23 protein-coding genes and 1 pseudogene are annotated in these 18,204 nt (G+C 39.7%); 23 read left to right on the top strand and 1 reads right to left on the bottom strand.

Features of this window, described 5'->3' with window-relative positions; all coding sequences use genetic code 11:
- Positions 1-194: 194 nt before the first annotated feature.
- From V7K84_RS08165 to V7K84_RS08135, 8 genes and pseudogenes are all read left to right on the top strand, one after another.
- Positions 195-1,058: a uroporphyrinogen-III synthase gene (locus V7K84_RS08165; RefSeq protein ID WP_334837295.1), complete on the top strand. Its 864-nt coding sequence runs from the start codon at positions 195-197 to the stop codon at positions 1,056-1,058.
- A 109-nt stretch (positions 1,059-1,167) separates the two neighbouring features.
- A complete protein-coding gene (locus tag V7K84_RS08160) occupies positions 1,168-1,479 on the top strand; it encodes a ferredoxin (protein ID WP_334695450.1) in 312 nt (103 codons plus the stop codon).
- 25 nt (positions 1,480-1,504) lie between these two features.
- Positions 1,505-1,663: a hypothetical protein gene (locus V7K84_RS08155; RefSeq protein WP_334837294.1), complete on the top strand. Its 159-nt coding sequence runs from the start codon at positions 1,505-1,507 to the stop codon at positions 1,661-1,663.
- A 125-nt stretch (positions 1,664-1,788) separates the two neighbouring features.
- A complete protein-coding gene (locus tag V7K84_RS08150) occupies positions 1,789-2,022 on the top strand; it encodes a hypothetical protein (protein ID WP_334837293.1) in 234 nt (77 codons plus the stop codon).
- A gap of 62 nt (positions 2,023-2,084) precedes the next feature.
- A pseudogene (locus V7K84_RS34240) lies at positions 2,085-2,297 on the top strand (endonuclease domain-containing protein).
- 53 nt (positions 2,298-2,350) lie between these two features.
- Positions 2,351-3,040 carry an SDR family NAD(P)-dependent oxidoreductase gene (locus V7K84_RS08145; RefSeq protein ID WP_334837292.1) on the top strand — a complete coding sequence of 230 codons (690 nt, stop codon included), beginning with the start codon at positions 2,351-2,353 and terminating at the stop codon, positions 3,038-3,040.
- Positions 3,041-3,074: 34 nt separating this feature from the next.
- Entirely contained in the window at positions 3,075-3,851 is a 777-nt protein-coding gene (locus tag V7K84_RS08140) for a class I SAM-dependent methyltransferase (RefSeq protein ID WP_334837291.1), read from the top strand.
- Positions 3,852-3,915: 64 nt separating this feature from the next.
- Positions 3,916-4,614 carry a glutathione binding-like protein gene (locus V7K84_RS08135; protein ID WP_334837290.1) on the top strand — a complete coding sequence of 233 codons (699 nt, stop codon included), beginning with the start codon at positions 3,916-3,918 and terminating at the stop codon, positions 4,612-4,614.
- A 34-nt stretch (positions 4,615-4,648) separates the two neighbouring features.
- Here V7K84_RS08135 and V7K84_RS08130 read toward each other — a convergent pair whose 3' ends face one another.
- Positions 4,649-4,789, bottom strand: a complete 141-nt coding sequence (locus tag V7K84_RS08130; protein WP_334837289.1) for a hypothetical protein — start codon at positions 4,787-4,789, stop codon at positions 4,649-4,651.
- A 44-nt stretch (positions 4,790-4,833) separates the two neighbouring features.
- Here V7K84_RS08130 and V7K84_RS08125 point away from each other — a divergent pair, with 44 nt between their 5' ends.
- From V7K84_RS08125 to V7K84_RS08055, 15 genes are all read left to right on the top strand, one after another.
- Positions 4,834-6,138 (top strand): O-acetylhomoserine aminocarboxypropyltransferase/cysteine synthase family protein, encoded by a 1,305-nt coding sequence (locus V7K84_RS08125; protein ID WP_334837288.1) that lies wholly within the window; start codon positions 4,834-4,836, stop codon positions 6,136-6,138.
- Between the two features lie 176 nt (positions 6,139-6,314).
- Positions 6,315-7,394: a homoserine O-acetyltransferase MetX gene (gene metX, locus V7K84_RS08120; protein WP_334837287.1), complete on the top strand. Its 1,080-nt coding sequence runs from the start codon at positions 6,315-6,317 to the stop codon at positions 7,392-7,394.
- 91 nt (positions 7,395-7,485) lie between these two features.
- A complete protein-coding gene (locus V7K84_RS08115; RefSeq protein WP_334837286.1) occupies positions 7,486-7,608 on the top strand; it encodes a hypothetical protein in 123 nt (40 codons plus the stop codon).
- A 194-nt stretch (positions 7,609-7,802) separates the two neighbouring features.
- Positions 7,803-8,438, top strand: a complete 636-nt coding sequence (locus V7K84_RS08110) for a YybH family protein (protein ID WP_334837285.1) — start codon at positions 7,803-7,805, stop codon at positions 8,436-8,438.
- A gap of 8 nt (positions 8,439-8,446) precedes the next feature.
- A complete protein-coding gene (locus V7K84_RS08105) occupies positions 8,447-9,751 on the top strand; it encodes a glycosyltransferase (RefSeq protein WP_334837284.1) in 1,305 nt (434 codons plus the stop codon).
- A 13-nt stretch (positions 9,752-9,764) separates the two neighbouring features.
- A complete protein-coding gene (locus V7K84_RS08100) occupies positions 9,765-10,181 on the top strand; it encodes a XisH family protein (RefSeq protein WP_334837283.1) in 417 nt (138 codons plus the stop codon).
- Positions 10,169-10,504 carry a XisI protein gene (locus V7K84_RS08095; RefSeq protein WP_334837282.1) on the top strand — a complete coding sequence of 112 codons (336 nt, stop codon included), beginning with the start codon at positions 10,169-10,171 and terminating at the stop codon, positions 10,502-10,504. The genes V7K84_RS08100 and V7K84_RS08095 overlap by 13 nt, the downstream gene beginning before the upstream one ends.
- A 181-nt stretch (positions 10,505-10,685) precedes the next feature.
- Positions 10,686-11,471: a hypothetical protein gene (locus V7K84_RS08090; RefSeq protein ID WP_334837281.1), complete on the top strand. Its 786-nt coding sequence runs from the start codon at positions 10,686-10,688 to the stop codon at positions 11,469-11,471.
- Positions 11,472-11,563: 92 nt separating this feature from the next.
- On the top strand, positions 11,564-12,451 hold the full coding sequence (locus V7K84_RS08085; protein ID WP_334837280.1) for a hypothetical protein: 888 nt from the start codon (positions 11,564-11,566) through the stop codon (positions 12,449-12,451).
- A 156-nt stretch (positions 12,452-12,607) separates the two neighbouring features.
- Positions 12,608-14,314, top strand: a complete 1,707-nt coding sequence (locus V7K84_RS08080) for an N-acyl-D-amino-acid deacylase family protein (protein WP_334837279.1) — start codon at positions 12,608-12,610, stop codon at positions 14,312-14,314.
- 72 nt (positions 14,315-14,386) lie between these two features.
- Positions 14,387-15,469 carry a type IV toxin-antitoxin system AbiEi family antitoxin gene (locus V7K84_RS08075; protein WP_334837278.1) on the top strand — a complete coding sequence of 361 codons (1,083 nt, stop codon included), beginning with the start codon at positions 14,387-14,389 and terminating at the stop codon, positions 15,467-15,469.
- Complete coding sequence (locus tag V7K84_RS08070; RefSeq protein WP_334837277.1) at positions 15,462-16,244, top strand: nucleotidyl transferase AbiEii/AbiGii toxin family protein; 783 nt, start codon at positions 15,462-15,464, stop codon at positions 16,242-16,244. Before V7K84_RS08075 ends, V7K84_RS08070 begins: the two co-directional genes overlap by 8 nt.
- A gap of 32 nt (positions 16,245-16,276) precedes the next feature.
- Positions 16,277-16,546 carry a hypothetical protein gene (locus V7K84_RS08065; protein WP_334837429.1) on the top strand — a complete coding sequence of 90 codons (270 nt, stop codon included), beginning with the start codon at positions 16,277-16,279 and terminating at the stop codon, positions 16,544-16,546.
- A 35-nt stretch (positions 16,547-16,581) separates the two neighbouring features.
- A complete protein-coding gene (locus V7K84_RS08060) occupies positions 16,582-17,001 on the top strand; it encodes an Mpo1-like protein (RefSeq protein WP_334837276.1) in 420 nt (139 codons plus the stop codon).
- Positions 16,988-17,992, top strand: coding sequence for an aromatic ring-hydroxylating dioxygenase subunit alpha (locus tag V7K84_RS08055; protein WP_334837275.1), 1,005 nt, complete (start codon positions 16,988-16,990; stop codon positions 17,990-17,992). Before V7K84_RS08060 ends, V7K84_RS08055 begins: the two co-directional genes overlap by 14 nt.
- Positions 17,993-18,204: the final 212 nt, after the last annotated feature.

Raw genomic sequence — 18,204 nt, 5'->3', positions numbered from 1 at the left:
ACGCCAAGGGCGATGGGGGTTTCCCCCATGAGCAACTGGCGTGGATTTAGGGGGATCTAAAACCTTTTGTTACCGAGAAGAGGACTTTTCAAACATCCTCTTAGACCTCTTGCAAAAGCCCAGGTCTCTATTAGACTCAACTGAAAACCGCTATAAATTCAGCAACGCTCATTCTAAGGTGGAATAGCAATGAAATGGTAGATAAACAAATGCACACTCAATCAAAACAAATCAACCTGCTGACTCCATCGAGAAATTTACCTCTCTATGGCAAGAGAATTTTAGTAACAGCACCGAGAAATTATGCTTATAGGTTATCCGAACAAATCATCAAAAAAGGTGGTTTACCTATTCTCATGCCTACTATCGAAACCTGCTATTTATCAAACTACACTCAGTTAGATGCCGCTTTAGCCCATATAAACGAATTTGATTGGATTCTCTTCACAAGTCGAAACGGAATCACAGCATTTTTTCACCGCATAAATGATTTGAATATTCCTATATCTGTGGTGCAAAAATGTCACTTATGTGCATTAGGAAAAGATGCAGAAAGTTTATTATCTTTTTCTGGCAAGGTAGATTTAATCCCAACAGAATCTAGCCCAGCCGGAATTGTAGCTGAATTAGCGAAAATTCCGCAAATTCATGAGAAAAAAGTGCTGATACCGGCTCCAGAAGTGGTTGGTTTACCTGAGCCTGATGTTGTACCCAATTTAATTACAGATTTGCAACAATTGGGCATAGAAGTAACTCGCGTACCCACATATATTACGCAAGGCTTAGATAAAACTATCTACGGTATGGAATTAAATTTGATGCGTGAAGGAATTATTGATGTAATTGCCTTTAGTAGCACGGCGGAAGTAGAAAGCTTTTTGACAATGGTTAACTCGCAAAGCGATTACGAACATTGTGTTATTGCATGTTTCGGCCCTTATACAACTGCTAATGCCCAAAAGTTGGGTATGAATGTTTCTATCGTGGCTAGAGATTATAGTTCATTTGAGGGATTTTCTGAAGCGATCGCAGCATTTTTTACTCTTACTTCCGATTAAAACTAAGCGTCTCAAGATGTAAAATAATCAACCAGATTTCACTCTAGACTAGCTGCACATAAACCCGTAGTATCAAAAATGGAGTTTATATTGAGTTAGGAATTTTTATATGGCAACTTACAAAGTTACATTACGTATCCCAGAAGGCGATCACGCAGGTGAACACGTAATTGAAGTCCCTGATGATGAGTACATCCTAGAGGTCGCTAACGAGGAATATCATCTGGACTTGCCTTATTCCTGTAACGCTGGTTCTTGCTCTACCTGCACCGGCAAGCTGATTTCAGGTACAGTTAACCAAGACGATCAGAATTTCCTAGACAACGATCAAATTGACGAAGGATGGGTTCTCACATGCGTTGCCTACGCTACTTCTGATTGCGTTATCGAAACCCATCAAGAAGAAGCGCTTAACGCTTAAGAACGGGTAAGGGTTAAGGGGATTAGTGTCATACTTAAGCCCCAACCCTTTTCAAATCTTGTTTCTCCGGCTGAAAATGCTGCTCATTGGGTTACTGCCTCCGTTGCTGGCGGTAGAAGCCGTCCATCGTATACGTTACCTTAAAAAAGGTGTGGAAATTAAGTTGCGATCGCAAATGGGTTAAATGTGCAGCAACTTTTTGGTAATTTGCATTGTCTGAAAGATTAACCAAAACTTACAACCGCTCTAAGTCTGGATAAAAAAGGGGAAAGACAAGGGGACAGATGAGTTTGTTGTAGGTGCAGAATTATGGAATATCAGCCCTCACCCCAACCCTCTCCCAAAGGGAGAGGGAGTCAAGAAGAAGAGAAAGAAGAGAATCAATATCATCAACAAGATAAATCTTGTTCCCCTCTCCCAGAGGGAGAGGGGCTAGGGGTGAGGGCGGAAATTGCTAAATTAGCTGGTAGTAACCGACAAATTCCCAAAGTATTATTAGAACGCGCCCGCAAGTTAAGAAAAAAACAAACACCAGCAGAATAAATATTATGGGAATGTTTAAGAAATAGACTTTATTAAATACAAAATTTCGCAGAGAACATAATATTGGTAGATATATCACTGATTTTTATTGTCACGAAAAATTACTAATTATTTAATTAGATGGTAGTATTCATGCAAATCAACAGGCTCAAGATTTTATCAGAGAAAACTGGCTAAAATCTAATCAATTAACTGTGATTCGCTTTAGTAATGAGCAAATATTTAATAATATCGAGTTAGTTTTACATAGCATTGCTCAAACCCTCATCCCCTAACCCCTTCTCCCTTGAGGAGAAGGGGAACTAAAATTTTAAGGAGAATTGAATTTATGGCAACAACAGCTTTAATTGTCGGTGCAGGTAATGGACTGAGCGCTTCTTTAGCTCGCCTATTTGCCAAAGAAGGATTCACCATAGCTTTAGCGGCTCGCCAAATTGAAAAACTAACTCAATTGAGTAGTGAAATTGGCGCAGTTAGTTTCGCCGCTGATGCCTCAAAGCCAGATGAAGTAGAACAGTTATTTATTGATATTGAGAATAAAGTCGGTTCCCCAAATATTGTCATTTATAATCCCAGTTTCCGGGTGCGGGGGCCTCTTGTCGATCTAGACCCTGGTGAAGTGGCAAAAACCTTAGATGTCACTGCTTATGGTGGCTTTCTTGTGGCTCAAGCTGCTACCAAAAGGTTTTTACAACTTGGTGGTGGTGCTATATTTTTTACTGGAGCCTCAGCCAGTGTTAAGGGTTATCCTCTATCCGCTCCCTTTGCAATGGGTAAATTTGCACTACGCGGTTTGGCTCAGAGTATTGCTAGAGAATTAGCACCAAAGAATATCCATGTGGCGCATTTCGTGATTGATGGTGCAATCCGATCCGCAGACCGCCAAGATCCAGTAGATAATCCTGATAGTACTCTTGACCCGGATGCGATCGCTCAAACTTATCTCAGCATTCTCCGCCAACCCCGCAGTGCTTGGACATGGGAAGTAGAACTACGTCCGTGGGTAGAGAACTTCTAACCTAGACAATTGTTACAAGAATAGTTTTATAGGTATGAAAATTGATTTCGGTGCAACTGCTACTGATTATGCAAAACACCGCGCTGGGTTTCCTAGTTCATTATTTAACAAACTCTCTGAATATGGTATAGGTTTACCAGGGCAGAATATTGTTGATCTCGGCACAGGAACAGGAACACTAGCGCGGGGCTTTACCGATAGAGGTGCTTATGTAATTGGTATAGATCCATCAGCCTCACTTTTAGAACAAGCGAGACTGTTAAGCGAAGCTGTGCAACTTAAAGTAGATTATCGAGTCGCAACTGCCGAGCATACCGAGTTACCAGACGCCAGTGCGGATGTGGTGACAGCAGGGCAGTGTTGGCATTGGTTTGACCGACCACGTGCTGTCCAGGAAATTACTCGTATATTGAGAGTAAATGGCTTGCTTGCGATCGCACATTTTGATTGGATACCCTTAAAAGGTAATGTAGTTCAAGCAACCGAACAACTGATCAAAGCTCATAATCCCGTGTGGAATTTGGACGGCGGTAATGGATTGTATCCCCTGTGGTTGCAAGATATTGGTGAAGGAGGATTCCGAGAAATCCGCACATTTTCTTATGATGTATTTGTCTCTTATACACACGAAGATTGGCGGGGACGAATTCGAGCGAGTGCTGGTGTGGGAGCCAGTTTGACACCAGAAAAAGTAGAAGTATTTGACCGGGAATTGGCAACATTGCTCGAAACACAATATCCTACACCAATTCTTCAGGTTCACCATAGAGTTTGGGCTGCGATCGCAAAAGCACCACAATCTAATTCGTAATTAAGAGATGTCTGTAACACACTATTAACCTACAAAGCAATCGCGCAATTTTAGGAAAAGAACCATGATTGAACTTTACTATTGGGCAACTCCAAACGGTCATAAAATCACAATTTTTTTGGAAGAAGTCGGCTTACCATACACCATAATTCCTGTGAATATTGCGGCTGGGGATCAATTTAAGCCAGAATTTTTGAAGATATCTCCTAACAATCGTATGCCTGCGATCGTTGACCGCGAGCCAACAGATGGAGGTGCGCCAATTTCGGTATTTGAGTCTGGGTCAATCTTGCTATATTTGGCAGAAAAAACCGGGAAATTAATCCCCCAAGATTTACGCGAGCGCACTCAAGTTTTAGAATGGTTGTTCTGGCAAATGGCAGGATTAGGGCCAATGGCGGGACAAAATCATCACTTTAGTACTTATGCTCCCGAAAAGATTGAATATGCGATTAACCGCTACGTGAACGAGACGGGACGCTTATATGCAGTGCTAAATAAGCAACTAGCAGATAAAGAATTTGTGGCTGGCGATTATTCCATCGCCGATATTGCTGCTTATCCCTGGATTGTGCCGCATGAACTCCAAAGTCAAAACCTAGAGGATTTTCCTCACCTCAAGCGCTGGTTTGAGACAATAAAAGCGCGTCCAGCAACAATTCGCGCCTACGAAAAAGCAGAAGCATTCAAAACTGAAGCGCTCGATCCAGATAAGTTACGAGATTTGTTATTTAACCAGTCGGCAAAGACTATTCAGCCTTGAGCCTAATGAAATTGTTACTGTGGCGATCGCTAAGTTAGTTCTGCTTAAAAATAAAAAACTGAGTGAGTAAGTTATACCAAACTTGTTGTGCTAAAGATGAAGAATCCTGGACACAACCAGTTAAAATACGGTAAGCCTTGCGAATTGCCGTTGATTTATCCCAAACAAGGCTCAATTATTATTGCTTGTTTGTATAATTGGAAACTCAAATAACTGCTTATGTCAGAACAATATCGTTTTGAAACCCTGCAAGTTCATGCTGGACAAGAGCCAGCTCCTGGAACGAATGCTCGTGCTGTACCGATTTACCAAACGACTTCCTACGTTTTTGACGACACAGACCACGGAGCGCGGTTATTTGCTCTCCAGGAATTTGGCAACATTTACACCCGCATCATGAACCCGACGACGGATGTATTTGAAAAGCGGATTGCTGCCTTAGAAGGAGGTGTAGCAGCATTAGCAACCGCTAGTGGGCAAGCGGCGCAATTCTTGGCGATCACTACCATCGCTCAGGCTGGGGATAATATTGTTTCCACTAGTTTTCTGTATGGTGGAACATATAATCAGTTTAAAGTTTCTCTACCACGCTTAGGAATTAAAGTCAAGTTTGTTGAGGGAGATGACCCAGAAAGTTTTCGTCAAGCGATCGACGATCGCACGAAAGCATTATACGTTGAAACCATTGGCAATCCGCAATTCAACATTCCCGACTTTGCCGCTTTAGCTCACATTGCCCACGAAAACGGCATTCCTTTAATTGTGGATAATACCTTCGGTGCTGGTGGGTATCTAGCTCGGCCAATTGAACATGGTGCAGATATCGTAGTGGAATCTGCAACTAAATGGATTGGTGGACATGGTACTTCCATCGGTGGCGTAATTGTCGATTCGGGTAAATTTGACTGGGGTAATGGCAAATTTCCTCTATTTACTGAGCCAGCACCCGGCTATCATGGGCTGAATTTCCAAGAAGTCTTTGGCCCCAATGGTTCCTTTGGTAACATTGCCTTTATTATTCGCGCCAGAGTCGAGGGATTGCGAGATTTTGGCCCGTGCTTGAGTCCATTTAACGCCTTTCTGTTACTGCAAGGATTAGAAACTCTCTCTTTACGTGTAGAGCGTCATGTGAGCAATGCCCTAGAATTAGCTCGGTGGTTAGAGCAGCAAGAGCAAGTATTATGGGTTAATTATCCCGGACTTCCTAATCACCCATATCATGAACGAGCGAAAAAATATCTCCGGCATGGCTTTGGGGGAGTTTTAAACTTTGGCATTAAAGGTGGACTAGAGGCGGGTAGAGCTTTTATTAATCATGTGAAATTAGCGAGTCATTTAGCAAACGTTGGTGATGCGAAAACCCTCGTTATTCATCCTGCTTCCACAACCCATCAACAGCTAAGTAATGACGAACAGCTTTCAGCAGGTGTGACACCCGATTTGGTGCGAGTATCAGTGGGAATTGAACATATCGACGACATCAAAGAAGATTTTGAGCAGGCATTCCAGCAAGTTAGAATTTAGCTCTCAATTGGGCATTGGGGACAAGAGGCAGAGGGGCAGAGGGGCAGAGGGGCAGAGGGGCAGAGGGGCAGAGGGGCGGAAACTGACTGCAACTTCTTTCTTGCTCCCTTGCTCCCTTGCTCCCTTGCTCCCCTGCCCCTCTGCTCCTCTGCCTCCCCATCTCCTCACTCCTAGATATGATCTACTCAGACTTCATCTCGCCGCAAACCCAGTTTTACCACCTTACAGTACCATTTCAACTTGAAGGGGGCGAAACATTAATTGGGGTTCAGGTTGCCTATCGCACTTGGGGACAGTTAAATGCTCAAGGCGATAATGGGGTACTAATTTGTCATGCCTTAACTGGTTCGGCTGACGCTGATGATTGGTGGGAACCTTTGTTTGGTTCGGGAAAAGCCTTCAATCCAGAACGCGACTTTATTGTATGCAGCAACATTTTGGGAAGTTGTTACGGCACAACTGGGCCAACTACTATTAACCCCATAACGGGAAACCATTATGGCGTATCCTTCCCTAAGATTACAATCCGAGATATGGTTCACCTGCAAGCTGCACTACTAAAATACATGGGTGTTCAATCTCTGCGGTTAGTAATTGGTGGCTCACTCGGTGGAATGCAAGCACTGGAGTGGGCGTTGTTATATCCAGAAAAAGTGAAAGGAATTGCACCCATTGCTGTTTCTGGCAGACATTCAGCTTGGTGTATTGGATTAAGTGAAGCCCAAAGACAGGCAATTTATGCCGATCCAAACTGGCAAGGAGGGAACTATACCCTCGATGCGCCACCCAACCAAGGACTAGCAGTAGCGCGGATGATGGCGATGTCTACTTACCGTTCTTGGGATAGTTTTACAAGCCGCTTTGGACGCGAGTATGATGCATCTGAGCAGTTTACTATAGTCAGTTACTTACAACATCAGGGTCAAAAGCTGACAGAACGGTTTGATGCCAATACTTACATTATCCTCACCCACGCAATGGATCGCCATAATGTTGCACGCGATCGCACCAGTCCTGAATTGTTAGATTATGAATCTATTTTGCAAAGCATCCAGCAACCGACTTTAGTTGTCGCAATTGATTCTGACATCCTCTATCCTCCAGTAGAACAACAAGAATTGGCAAATTTAATCCCTAATGCTCAACTGGCGTGGCTGAATTCAACCCACGGACATGATGCATTTTTAATTGACATGGCTGTATTGAATGAACTGCTGATCTCTTTTCGGCAAAGTTTAGATTTCTCAGCCTCATAACTCGATAATCTCATTTTGTAGTTTTGTAGAGATTTTAGGTGAGTTAGGAATAAATTCCATAACGCACCCTACCAAATTAAAGCTTGTGTATATGGAAAAAATTTATAGAGTGGCGACAGTCGCGGGAGTTGAGATTTTGCGACAGCGCCAACTAAGACATAGTGTACCAGATTTGCGGCGGGTATCTGCGGAAAGCTTCCTGCCTCCTGCCTGATTGTTGAGCGACTTGCCCTGACTTGTGCCGAGCGGAGCTGAGGTATCGTAGTCGTACCTCTGCGGGGAAGGGAGTCGAAACATCTTTGCAAAAATTCTTTTAATCAGCGCCAGTCAACAGAAGTGGCAGAATGTGGGTATTAAGATTAAAACAATTATCAGTAAGCGTCACCCAATCTACAGGTTTTTTAGCTCATGAAACAGAGATGGGCAAGCATATACAAATGCACTCAGCTACTTTGGAGTATTACGTTAGTGTTGGTAATTTGGAATCTACCCCAATACGCTCTAGCAGATGTCAACCCACAGGAGATAAATGCAATTATTCGCACGCGGGATATTGCTCTGCAAGCCATAAACACCCGCGATTTTTCCAAAATACAGCCTTACTTGCACCCAAATTTCACAATCACAACAGTTGATAATCAGATTTTTCACAAAGTTCCTGAGTTTGAAAAGTACTGGAATCAGCAGTTTTCCAGTTCCATTAAAGATATCAAAATGCAACTCAAGGGAGATACTCTCAGAACATTTCTTACTCCAGAAATAGATGTTGCCTCTGGAGAAGCGATTGCATCTTTCTCTTTCAAAGATGGCAAAGCGGCTGATATGGCCTTGCGATGGACAGCAGTACTGCAAAAACTCCAAGATAAATGGACGATTCAATCGCTGCATTTCTCCTCAAATCTCCTGAATAACCCAGTGTTGAATGCTGCTCAACAATTGGGGCGCATTCTAGCAGTTGCAGCAGGGGTAGGCGGTTTCCTTCTGGGAGCAGCAACGATGTTACTATTACGCCGCAGGACTAAGCCACGAACCCAAAGGATATAACAAATAAAGTGGGAAGAAGCACCTATCAGCTCAGTAAAAATACTAGCTTTCATCGCCGTCTCAAAGCAACCATAGTAGTTTTATTAGTTTGGGGTGGCGTGAGTTTGCTGCACTGGCTACCAGAAACACAATGGTTGATGCTGGGATTAACGGCAGTCCTGACTGTGCAAACGTTACGGATGCTGTTAGCAAAACCAGCCGTGGCGGTGATGGAGAGTGAGATTTATTTACCGCCAGTCTCGATTTTAGTTCCGGCTAAAAATGAAAGTTCAGTCTTGGCTAATCTAGTTTACAGCCTATGCCACTTGAATTATCCCAGCGATCGCCTAGATATTTGGGTTGTTGATGACGGCAGTACTGATGAAACCCCCCAAGTTTTGAGAGAATTACAAACTCAATTTCCATCTTTACAAGTTCATCGACGAGAATCAAAAGGTGGTAAATCAGGTGCGTTGAATGCGGTGTTTCCCTTTACCCAAGGGGAGATTATCTTAGTCTGTGATGCGGATGCTCAGTTACCTGCCAATTTTCTTCAGCAAACAGTACCTCTGTTTCAGAAGCAAGCGATCGGTGCAGTGCAAGTACGAAAAGCGATTTCTAATGCTAATACCAATTTCTTAACCCGTTGCCAGCAGATGGAAATGAACTGTGATAGCTTTCTGCAAACCCATCGCATTGCTATTGGTGGAATGTCTGAACTGCGTGGTAATGGGATGTTAGTTCGTCGGGAATTGTTAGAAAAGTGTCAAGGTTGGAATGAGAACACTGTCACCGATGATTTGGATCTTTGCTTCAAACTCTATTTAGCAGATGCAGAAATTGAGTTTGTTACAGTTCCATCAATTCAAGAAGAAGGTGTAACTACTTGGGAAAAACTTTGGCATCAACGCTGTCGTTGGTCTGAAGGTGGCTATCAGCGTTACTTGGATTATTTTCCTCAAATTCTTACTTTAGGTTGGGCGAAAGAAATTGATTTACTATTGTTTTTCTTATTGCAATTTCTTCTACCAATTGGACTAATACCAGACTTACTTTGGACAATATTTTATAGCCATCATCCAGTTCTGTTTCCCCTCCAGACACTACTCAGCATCATTTTGACAATTGCTTTTATTGCTGGACTTTATCAATTTCAAAATTTACGAGGATGGTCTTTGGTTTGGGCAACAATTCAAGGTTCATTATACATGATGCATTGGATTCCTGTAATGATTGTGACAACTTTAAAGATGTGTGTGCAAAGGGAGCGATCGCGCTGGGTTAAAACTGAGCATCGTGGTCAAATTCCTGACAGTGATTATAGAAATAAATAAAATAAAATCTAATATGCCTGCAAAAGATATCTATCACGATGCTGTTAAAAATTCTTTAATTAAAGAAGGCTGGATAATTACAGATGATCCCCTGCATTTAAAATGGGGTCAAAAAGATATGTATGTAGATTTAGGAGCAAAACAACTTTTAGCCGCAGAACAAGGAACTAAAAAAATAGCAGTAGAAATTAAAAGTTTTGTCAGTCCTTCAGAAATGGCAGACCTCAAAAATGCCATCGGCGGATTTATTCTGTATCGTGCTGTTATCAGTCGCGTAGAGCCTGATAGAATATTATACCTAGCAGTGCGTGAGAGCGTATTCACAGCTTTATTTGAAGAACCAATTGGTACACTTTTAATAGAAAGTGAAAATCTAAATTTACTTGTTTTCAATCCTGAAACTGAGAGGATTATCCAATGGATACCTTAGATAACTATCGACGCATCATCAAAGAGGTGTTAGTACCTTATACACAAATTCCTTATTCCTACGCAGTTATTGAGTGTAAAACAGTCTTTGATAGCGAAAATGACAGCTATTTGCTGATAACTATTGGTTGGGACGGTGTTAAAAGAATTCACGGTTGCTTAGTTCATATTGATATTATTGATGGCAAAATCTGGGTACAACGGGATGACACAGAAGATGGTGTTACCTATGAATTAGAAGCTGCTGGAATTCCTAAAGATAAAATTGTCTTAGGATTTCACCCGCAAAATGTTAGGCAATATACGGGATATGGTGTTGCATAAGTTTAGCTGAGGAAATCGTAAGAATGAGCGATCGCACTGGGTTAACACTGAACATCATGGTCAAAATGCCTGATAAAAACGAAGTATAACGTTGACCTGGCAGAATTGCGTGCGTACAAGCTAAAGTAAAAATAGTGTTCTCTGTTTTCGGCTTCAATAGTATCTAAATTAATAGAGCAAAATGCCAAAGTACCAGCATCCTAAAATTCTATTTATTGATATGGCTGAAGATGCAGCCAAAGTTTTAGAAGCTAAAGGTTATAACGTATCAGTAGGTAGTCTAGGAGATCCTTACAAGGTTAAACAAAAAAACGATTTATTTCCTCTGTGTCGCACGTTAAGTTTACCTCATGATTATAAGGAACAGGAAATTATAGTTATTGATATGTGTTATGACCTTAGCTGCGCTTCTATAAAGGAAGATATAGAAAAGCCACAAGAGGATATAGACCAATGGTGGGTTGAGCATGGACAAGGCTATGTCAACCCACGACCTTTTTCGAGTTACTTGGTAAAGCCTGATTTTGACAGAATTTTAAACACAGGGGGAATCTTTGTAATTTTCGCAGATGCCCTTGAAATCCAAAATTATTACTGGGGTTACAAAAACTACTACTCAATGTTTCACCCTAAAAAAGAAACAAATTCTAATAATTGGAATTTTCTGACTATCCTTGGTGATCAAGCTAACTATAAAATTGGGAATGATCATGGTGCGATGCTCAACTTTCCTCAACAGCTTCCTAAAAATTGGCCAATTATATTATTGCTATCGGAACATTTAGAAGAAGCAACTTATAATTGTACGCTTTCTTTAGGTTCATGGTTAAAACAAGAATGGCTACCATTGTTAAAAAATAAATTTGGTAATGATGTCGCTGGCTTAATGTTCCCATCAGACGGAAGAAAAGGATGGATTCTGATTTTACCTAATCTGAAGAAAAAGCGGCTTTTACTACTAAATTAATTGAGCAGATATTACCAGATTTAGTACCATCTCTATTCCCAGAACAAGAATATGCAAGTTGGATACATCGAGTTGAATATACTTTACCTCAAGTGAATAGATTACATCAAAAGATAGTTGGAATACGTGAAGAAGCAAATTTAAAGGTGGCAGTTTTAGAACAAGAAATAGAAAATGAGAAAAATACTAATGCTTATCTATTTAATCTACTGACAGAAACAGGAGATGCACTAGTCCAGGCAATCATAAAAACTTTGCAAATACTAGGATTTAAACAAATTAAAGATGCCGCTCAGGAATTAGCAGCGCAAGGTATCGAGAAGCAAAACAGGGAAGATTTGCAGATTCATGACTATGAAACAACGCTACTACTTGAAGTGAAGGGAATCAAAGGCTTTCCTTGTGATGATGATGCTCTAGCAGTGCAAAAGTACGTTGTACTGCGGATGAGAGAATGGGAAAGCGTTAAGATTCAGGGTTTAACCATAATTAACCATCAGAGACATATTCCACCTCTTGAACGGGATAATGCTTTACCTTTTAGACAAGAAATTTTAGATGTAGCCAAAGAACAACAAATTGGACTTCTAACGACATGGGATTTGCATCGACTAGCAAGAAGTTTTGTTCAAAATAAATGGAATCATAAACAAATAAAAGATTTATTCTACCAAGTAGGACGAATAAATATTTTGCCAAGTCACTATGAGTTTATTGGCACAATAGAACGTTTTATAGAAAGTAAAGGAATTTTGGGTATAAAAATTGAAGCATCGTCCCTCAGACTTGGAGATAGGATAGCTTTTGAGCTTCCAGTTATCTTTGAAGAGCAAAAATGTGAGTCATTGGAGTTTGAAAAGAATCTTATTGAAGTTGCAGAAGCAGGAATGCTCGTTGGAACTAAAACTCATTTAACTAAACAGGATCTTCGCATTGGTATTCACGTATATAAAGTTATCTACAACAAAATGGAAGAGTAATAAGTTCCATAACAGATGGAATGCACTCGCCAATTAACCACAGGTTATCGGCAAATTGATGATTATTTAAATACAAGCGATCGCCATTTCCAATAAATTCCCAGCCTATAATTACCCTAAACAGATCCAATAACAACCAAAAGGCAACAAAGAATCATGTTGGATTTGCTGATTCAAAACGGATTAATTTTTGATGGTTTGGGATCTGCACCTGTTCGCGGCGATGTTGGGATTGAAAATGGACAGATTGTGGAAATTGCTTCATCTTTACCTGTTGAAGCCCGTGAAGTGTTTGATGCTTCTGGATTATGGGTGACACCTGGATTTATAGATATTCATACTCATTACGATTTAGAGTTGGAAATTGCACCAGGATTGAGCGAATCAGTGCGTCATGGTGTTACCAGCGTGGTTATTGGTAACTGTAGCTTGTCTGTTGCGATCGCAGAACCCCAAATCCTGGCTGATATTTTTCAGAGGGTAGAGACACTTTCACATCGGCTGATTGCAAAATGGCTACAAAAGTCGGTTTCCTGGCAGACACCAGCAGAATATTTACAGCATTTACAACAATTACCCCTTGGCCCTAATGTTGCCCCAATGTTTGGACACAGTGCCTTACGCGCTCATGTGATGGGATTAGAACGCAGCTTAACTGTTCAGCCGACAAAATTTGAACTAAATCTTATGCAGCGCATAGCCAGAGATGCAATAGATGCTGGCTTTATTGGCATTTCTATTGATATGTTTCCCTGGCATCGGATGAGTGGAGAATGGCAAGGCTGCACAATTCCTTCTCAACACGCCAAATTTAAAGAATATGCAATGTTGGCGAATTTGTGTCGGCGGTGCGATCGCGTTTTTCAAGTCACACCCAATTTACAACGCCTTGCTTCCTTTGTGGATATTTTGCGTATGGGTTCAGGAATTGGACAAAAACCACTGCGGCTAACAGTCCTCTCAGCCTTAGATGCCGTACACGATCGCAAATTATGGCGAATATTTTCCCCTCTACTGTTTATTTGGAATCGGCTTCTAAATGGGAATGTGCGCTTTCAAACCCTAACCGAACCCTTCACTATTTACTCTGATGGATCTGTGACTCCCTTATTTGAAGAATTCTCCACAGGCGCACAACTCAATGGCTGTCAGTCACGAGAACAAAGGCAACAACTATGGGCATCGGAAATATTTCGTCGTCAGTTTCGCCAAGAATGGCTGAGTAAATGGCGTAAATCATTCCATCGTCGGTTAGATTTGATGGAAGTTATTCACTGTCCTGAAGCAAGTTGGCAAGGGTTAAGTTTTGCCCAAATTGCTCGTCAAAAGCAACAAGAACCAGTAGATTTATTTATCCACGCATTACAAAAATACGATACAGATTTACGCTGGGTGGCGACAGGAGCAAACGATCGCCTAAAACCCCGTTTAGCGATGATGCAGCATCCGCATATTTTGCCTGGTTTTACCGATGCTGGCGCTCATGTGCGTAACCTGGGCTACTATGATGGAGCTTTGTCTTTGCTCAAACAAGCAGTTGCAACCAAGTTTCTTTCACCTGAAGCTGCGATTTGCCGCGTTACCGGAGAACCTGCTGGTTGGTTTCGTCTTGATACGGGAGTTCTGAAAGTTGGTGCGAAAGCGGATATAGTTTTACTCGATCCCAATGCTTTAAATCAGCCAATTAGCCCGCAGGTGCAGATATCAGATCCGGTTTTAGATGGTGAACCTCGGATGGTTAAGCGTGGTTCGGATGAGATTGTGCAAGCTGTTTATATTAATGGGGTTCGGGTTGTTTATAGGGGTGAAGTGAGCGATCGCTTGGGGCGTGAAAAATTGGGAACAGTTTTGTTTCCCGGTTGAACTGGATTAATTATTAAAATAATAATCGAGAGTTATAATTAACTTTATATGTCGTTAGGTGGTGAATAATTCATGCACCCAAGTAACCCACTGTTTCAGAAATGTCTTGCTTATCTTGAATCGCTACCCAATATTAAGGCAGTCATCAAAGAAGAACCTTATTGTTCTAATGAAGCTTTAGCAGATGGGCAATTAATTATTAACACATCTCATACAACTGTCAATTATATATGTGAAATTAAAACTGGACTTACCAATGATTTAATTGAGCAAGTTGCAGAATATTTTGCAAATTTAGGTAAAAAACTAAATCATGGACAAAGACCTTTGCTCATTACACGTAGGTTATCTAGTTTAGTTGTCGATCAACTTTTAGAAAGAAATATTGAGTTTATTGATGTTGATGGCAACATTTATTTGAATAGTCCAGAAATTTATATAGTAGTTCGCAATCAAGTTTTAAAAGACAGCACAAATAAATCTTTAGAAATTACGGCTGCCGCTTTGCAAATCATATATGTTTTGCTGAAGGAGCCAAGATGTATTTCTGTGAAAGAATATTTAGATGAAAAAATCGCTTACATTTCTGGTGTTACTCCAAAAACAATAAAAAACACACTTACAAAACTTCAAGAGCTAGATTATATTAGACGTAAAAATAGAGGATATGAAATCATTAATTATGTTAAACTTCTTGAGCGATGGGAGTTAGGATACTCTGAAATATTACGTGCAAAATTACTACTTGGAACATTTACTCCTATAGGGAAACGAAATTTCTCCGAGGTTGAAGCTGAGATTAAAGAATATGCAGATGTATATGGATACTTAATAGGTGGTGAACTTGCTGCCTCAATAATAACCCAATATCTTCGCCCTATTAGTGCGACGCTACATCTCAATAAAAATATCAATGATCGTCAGATAGCAGTCAAGCTAAAGCTAAAGCCTGATTCTGAGGGGAAGATTGTGTTGCTTCAAAGTTTTGGTCACGACAACTGCCAACAAAATGAATTTAGAAACTTGGCAAAGAATATTGTTCACCCATTACTAATTCATGCAGAATTAGTTCGGACTGGTAACAGTCGATTAAAAGAAACTGCTCAAATTATTTACAATAAATATATTGAAGAAATAAATCAAAATAATGATTGAATCTAACGAAAAACAAGTATTATCTGATTTAGTAAACATTTTTAGTGCATTAAATATACCAATGATTGTAGTTGGTGCCGGTGCTAGGTTACTAATATTTGATCAGAAATTTGGAAAAGGGAGAGGAACAAAAGACTGGGATATTGCAATATCTATAGATAGCTGGGAAGATTATCAACAAATTTGTGAAGCTCTAATAAATGGTGATTCTCCTTGTTTTGAGGATACAAGAAATCCTCACAAATTTATACATATTAAGACTAGTATCGAAGTGGACATTGTACCTTTCGGAGAAATTGGTGAACCCGATCAAAAAATTGTTTGGTCTGAAACAGGCAATTCAATGAACGTTTTAGGGTTTACTGAAGCGATGTTATCTGCCAAACATATTACTATTGATGATTTTGAAATACAAGTAATCGACATACCAGCTTTTATAGTTCTCAAAATTTTTGCTTGGGGAGATCGCGGAGAGCGCACAAACAAAGATTTAGAGGATATTGATTTTATTTTATCAAAATATGAAGATGATGATCGAGTTTATAATGAACTAGCAGAGGAACTTGCTGATAGAGTAATTGAGTTCCTTGATGCAAATATCTATTTACTAGGACAAGATATTTATAAAATTCTTCAGTCAAAAACACTGCTTGAGTTAAATTTACTATTGAACAAACTACTAGATAGGTTTGATGATAAGCCAGAATCTTTAGGCTATAAGTTGGAAATACTCAAAAAAGGCATTAGCTCTTTTTCCTCGAATAACGTGATTTAATAATGCATTTCATCTCTCTTCTCATGAATGACATGAATTCTAATCCTCAACAAAGTTTCAGAAATGGGATTAATAATCAAATTATAGATCATCCTTATAACATTTTAAAAGGGAAAAATTCCTCTATCCTTATGAATGTAAAACTCCAGACCGATAAAGATAAGCTACAGGCAAGCAGTAGTATAAACATAAATATAAATAAAGAAACAGAAAATGAAAAAGTTCTATGTCCTCATTGTCAGCGCACTGCTACGAACGGTATTAAATGTAAAGGTATTTGTGTGGCTGATAATGACTATTGATGTATAAAATATATCGCTTTTTTACAAACTCTCTTATGAGTAATATCAATTCTAATCCTCAAAAAAGTTTGAGAAATCGAATTAATAATCAAATTATAGATCATCCTTTTACAGACTATTGGGATATTTTTCTTCTTAAACATCAACATCCAATTAATATTACTTTACACATTCTCGGAATATTCTTTTTTTACAGTTTACTCTTTTATAGTTGGAAATTGCAAAACTTTTGGTTGCTCTTGGGCTTACCGTTAACTCAATTGTTGGGATTAACTGGACATTTTTTGTTTGAGCGTAGCCATATTAATTTACAAGATGCTGTTTTCTCTTGGCGAGCTTCTTATTGTTTAGGTAAAATGTTATTTAGAATTTTGATGGGTAAATATCAAGATGATATTCGCCAACGACAAGAAATATTAAATAATTATCTATCAAACAATTATGCAAATATTTAATAATTGGAATGTAATTGCTAAGGGTTGGTATATTGCCTGTCCTAGTCATGAAATTCCTAAAAAAATAGCAAAATCTGTAGAAGTATGCGGTCATAAAATTGCCATTTTTAGAGGCGAAGATGGGCAAATACGAGCTTTGGATGCTTACTGTCCTCATTTGGGAACAGATTTAGGAATTGGGAAGGTTGATGGTAATTGGATTCGTTGTGCATTTCATCATTGGGCATTTGATGAGACAGGGATTTGTCAAAATATTCCCTGTCAATCAGAAATTCCTACTCAAGCTAAATTACAAGCTTATGCAACAGAGGAAAAATATGGATTTATCTGGATTTATCCAGATGCTAAAGCATCAGAGGGAGTGGCTGATTTTGATGAATTGAAGGGTAAAGAAATTGTTGCAAAAGCTGATATTGCATTTGTAAGAAGTTGCCATCACCATATTTGTATGATGAATGGGATTGATGCTCAACATTTAAAAACAATTCATCATTTAGACATCAAAATGGATCTGTCACTATATCGCAGCGAATTAGGGACGCAAATTGACTTTACAATGCGGGGACAATTCCCTCAAACCACTTGGAGAGAAAAGTTAGGTCAAAGATTTCTTGGTTCTACATATCAATATTCAATGCGTTATGCTCATGGTTGCATTGGGTTGTTAACAATGATGAAAGATGTCAGGCTTCTTCCGCCACTGTTTATGATATATGCTTATACTCCAATTGCACCTGGAAGAACGAGAATTCAACCGATTTATGTAACTGAAAAGCGTCAAGGTATTGTGGGATATCTGCTAAGTCAGTTTTTGCTGTTCTGTACTCGCTTGGCTTACTATATGCTCAGAGATGAAGATGGCAAAATTTACGACAATATTCGCTTTAATCCGAAGTTGCTCCTTAGTATCGATCGGCCATTAGCTGAATATATGGAGTATGTAAATCAGCTAAAACCGTCTCGATGGTCAAAAAATAGGGGTGTAGAATAATAGGCTAGATTAAAGATCGCATAACCCAATAAAAGCTTTGGTAATGTTGCGTTTTGTTTCTCAATCTAAATACATCTTAATTATTTTGTAGAGTGCGCGATTTACTTCAACTCTGATTTAAAAGGTGCAAGATGTAAATACCGAATTGTAATGTAGATAACCATTCTGAAATCTGTCACATTACACCGTAAATTTACCATAATGGTCGATAA

Origin of the sequence: Nostoc sp. (genome assembly GCF_036917315.1) — a bacterium.
Classification (GTDB): domain Bacteria; phylum Cyanobacteriota; class Cyanobacteriia; order Cyanobacteriales; family Nostocaceae; genus Nostoc.
Note: the sequence above shows the minus strand (reverse complement) of the source record. Positions and strands in the feature narration are given on the sequence as shown.

Excerpts from the sequence above, each read along its gene's own strand:
- V7K84_RS08165 (WP_334837295.1), top strand. The coding sequence starts at position 195 with ATGGTAGATAAACAAATGCACACTCAATCAAAACAAATCAACCTGCTG.
- V7K84_RS08160 (WP_334695450.1), top strand. The coding sequence starts at position 1,168 with ATGGCAACTTACAAAGTTACATTACGTATCCCAGAAGGCGATCACGCA.
- V7K84_RS08150 (WP_334837293.1), top strand. The coding sequence starts at position 1,789 with ATGGAATATCAGCCCTCACCCCAACCCTCTCCCAAAGGGAGAGGGAGT.
- V7K84_RS08145 (WP_334837292.1), top strand. The coding sequence starts at position 2,351 with ATGGCAACAACAGCTTTAATTGTCGGTGCAGGTAATGGACTGAGCGCT.
- V7K84_RS08140 (WP_334837291.1), top strand. The coding sequence starts at position 3,075 with ATGAAAATTGATTTCGGTGCAACTGCTACTGATTATGCAAAACACCGC.
- V7K84_RS08135 (WP_334837290.1), top strand. The coding sequence starts at position 3,916 with ATGATTGAACTTTACTATTGGGCAACTCCAAACGGTCATAAAATCACA.
- V7K84_RS08125 (WP_334837288.1), top strand. The coding sequence starts at position 4,834 with ATGTCAGAACAATATCGTTTTGAAACCCTGCAAGTTCATGCTGGACAA.
- metX (WP_334837287.1), top strand. The coding sequence starts at position 6,315 with ATGATCTACTCAGACTTCATCTCGCCGCAAACCCAGTTTTACCACCTT.
- V7K84_RS08115 (WP_334837286.1), top strand. The coding sequence starts at position 7,486 with ATGGAAAAAATTTATAGAGTGGCGACAGTCGCGGGAGTTGAGATTTTG.
- V7K84_RS08110 (WP_334837285.1), top strand. The coding sequence starts at position 7,803 with ATGAAACAGAGATGGGCAAGCATATACAAATGCACTCAGCTACTTTGG.
- V7K84_RS08100 (WP_334837283.1), top strand. The coding sequence starts at position 9,765 with ATGCCTGCAAAAGATATCTATCACGATGCTGTTAAAAATTCTTTAATT.
- V7K84_RS08095 (WP_334837282.1), top strand. The coding sequence starts at position 10,169 with ATGGATACCTTAGATAACTATCGACGCATCATCAAAGAGGTGTTAGTA.
- V7K84_RS08090 (WP_334837281.1), top strand. The coding sequence starts at position 10,686 with ATGCCAAAGTACCAGCATCCTAAAATTCTATTTATTGATATGGCTGAA.
- V7K84_RS08080 (WP_334837279.1), top strand. The coding sequence starts at position 12,608 with ATGTTGGATTTGCTGATTCAAAACGGATTAATTTTTGATGGTTTGGGA.
- V7K84_RS08075 (WP_334837278.1), top strand. The coding sequence starts at position 14,387 with ATGCACCCAAGTAACCCACTGTTTCAGAAATGTCTTGCTTATCTTGAA.
- V7K84_RS08070 (WP_334837277.1), top strand. The coding sequence starts at position 15,462 with ATGATTGAATCTAACGAAAAACAAGTATTATCTGATTTAGTAAACATT.
- V7K84_RS08065 (WP_334837429.1), top strand. The coding sequence starts at position 16,277 with ATGAATTCTAATCCTCAACAAAGTTTCAGAAATGGGATTAATAATCAA.
- V7K84_RS08060 (WP_334837276.1), top strand. The coding sequence starts at position 16,582 with ATGAGTAATATCAATTCTAATCCTCAAAAAAGTTTGAGAAATCGAATT.
- V7K84_RS08055 (WP_334837275.1), top strand. The coding sequence starts at position 16,988 with ATGCAAATATTTAATAATTGGAATGTAATTGCTAAGGGTTGGTATATT.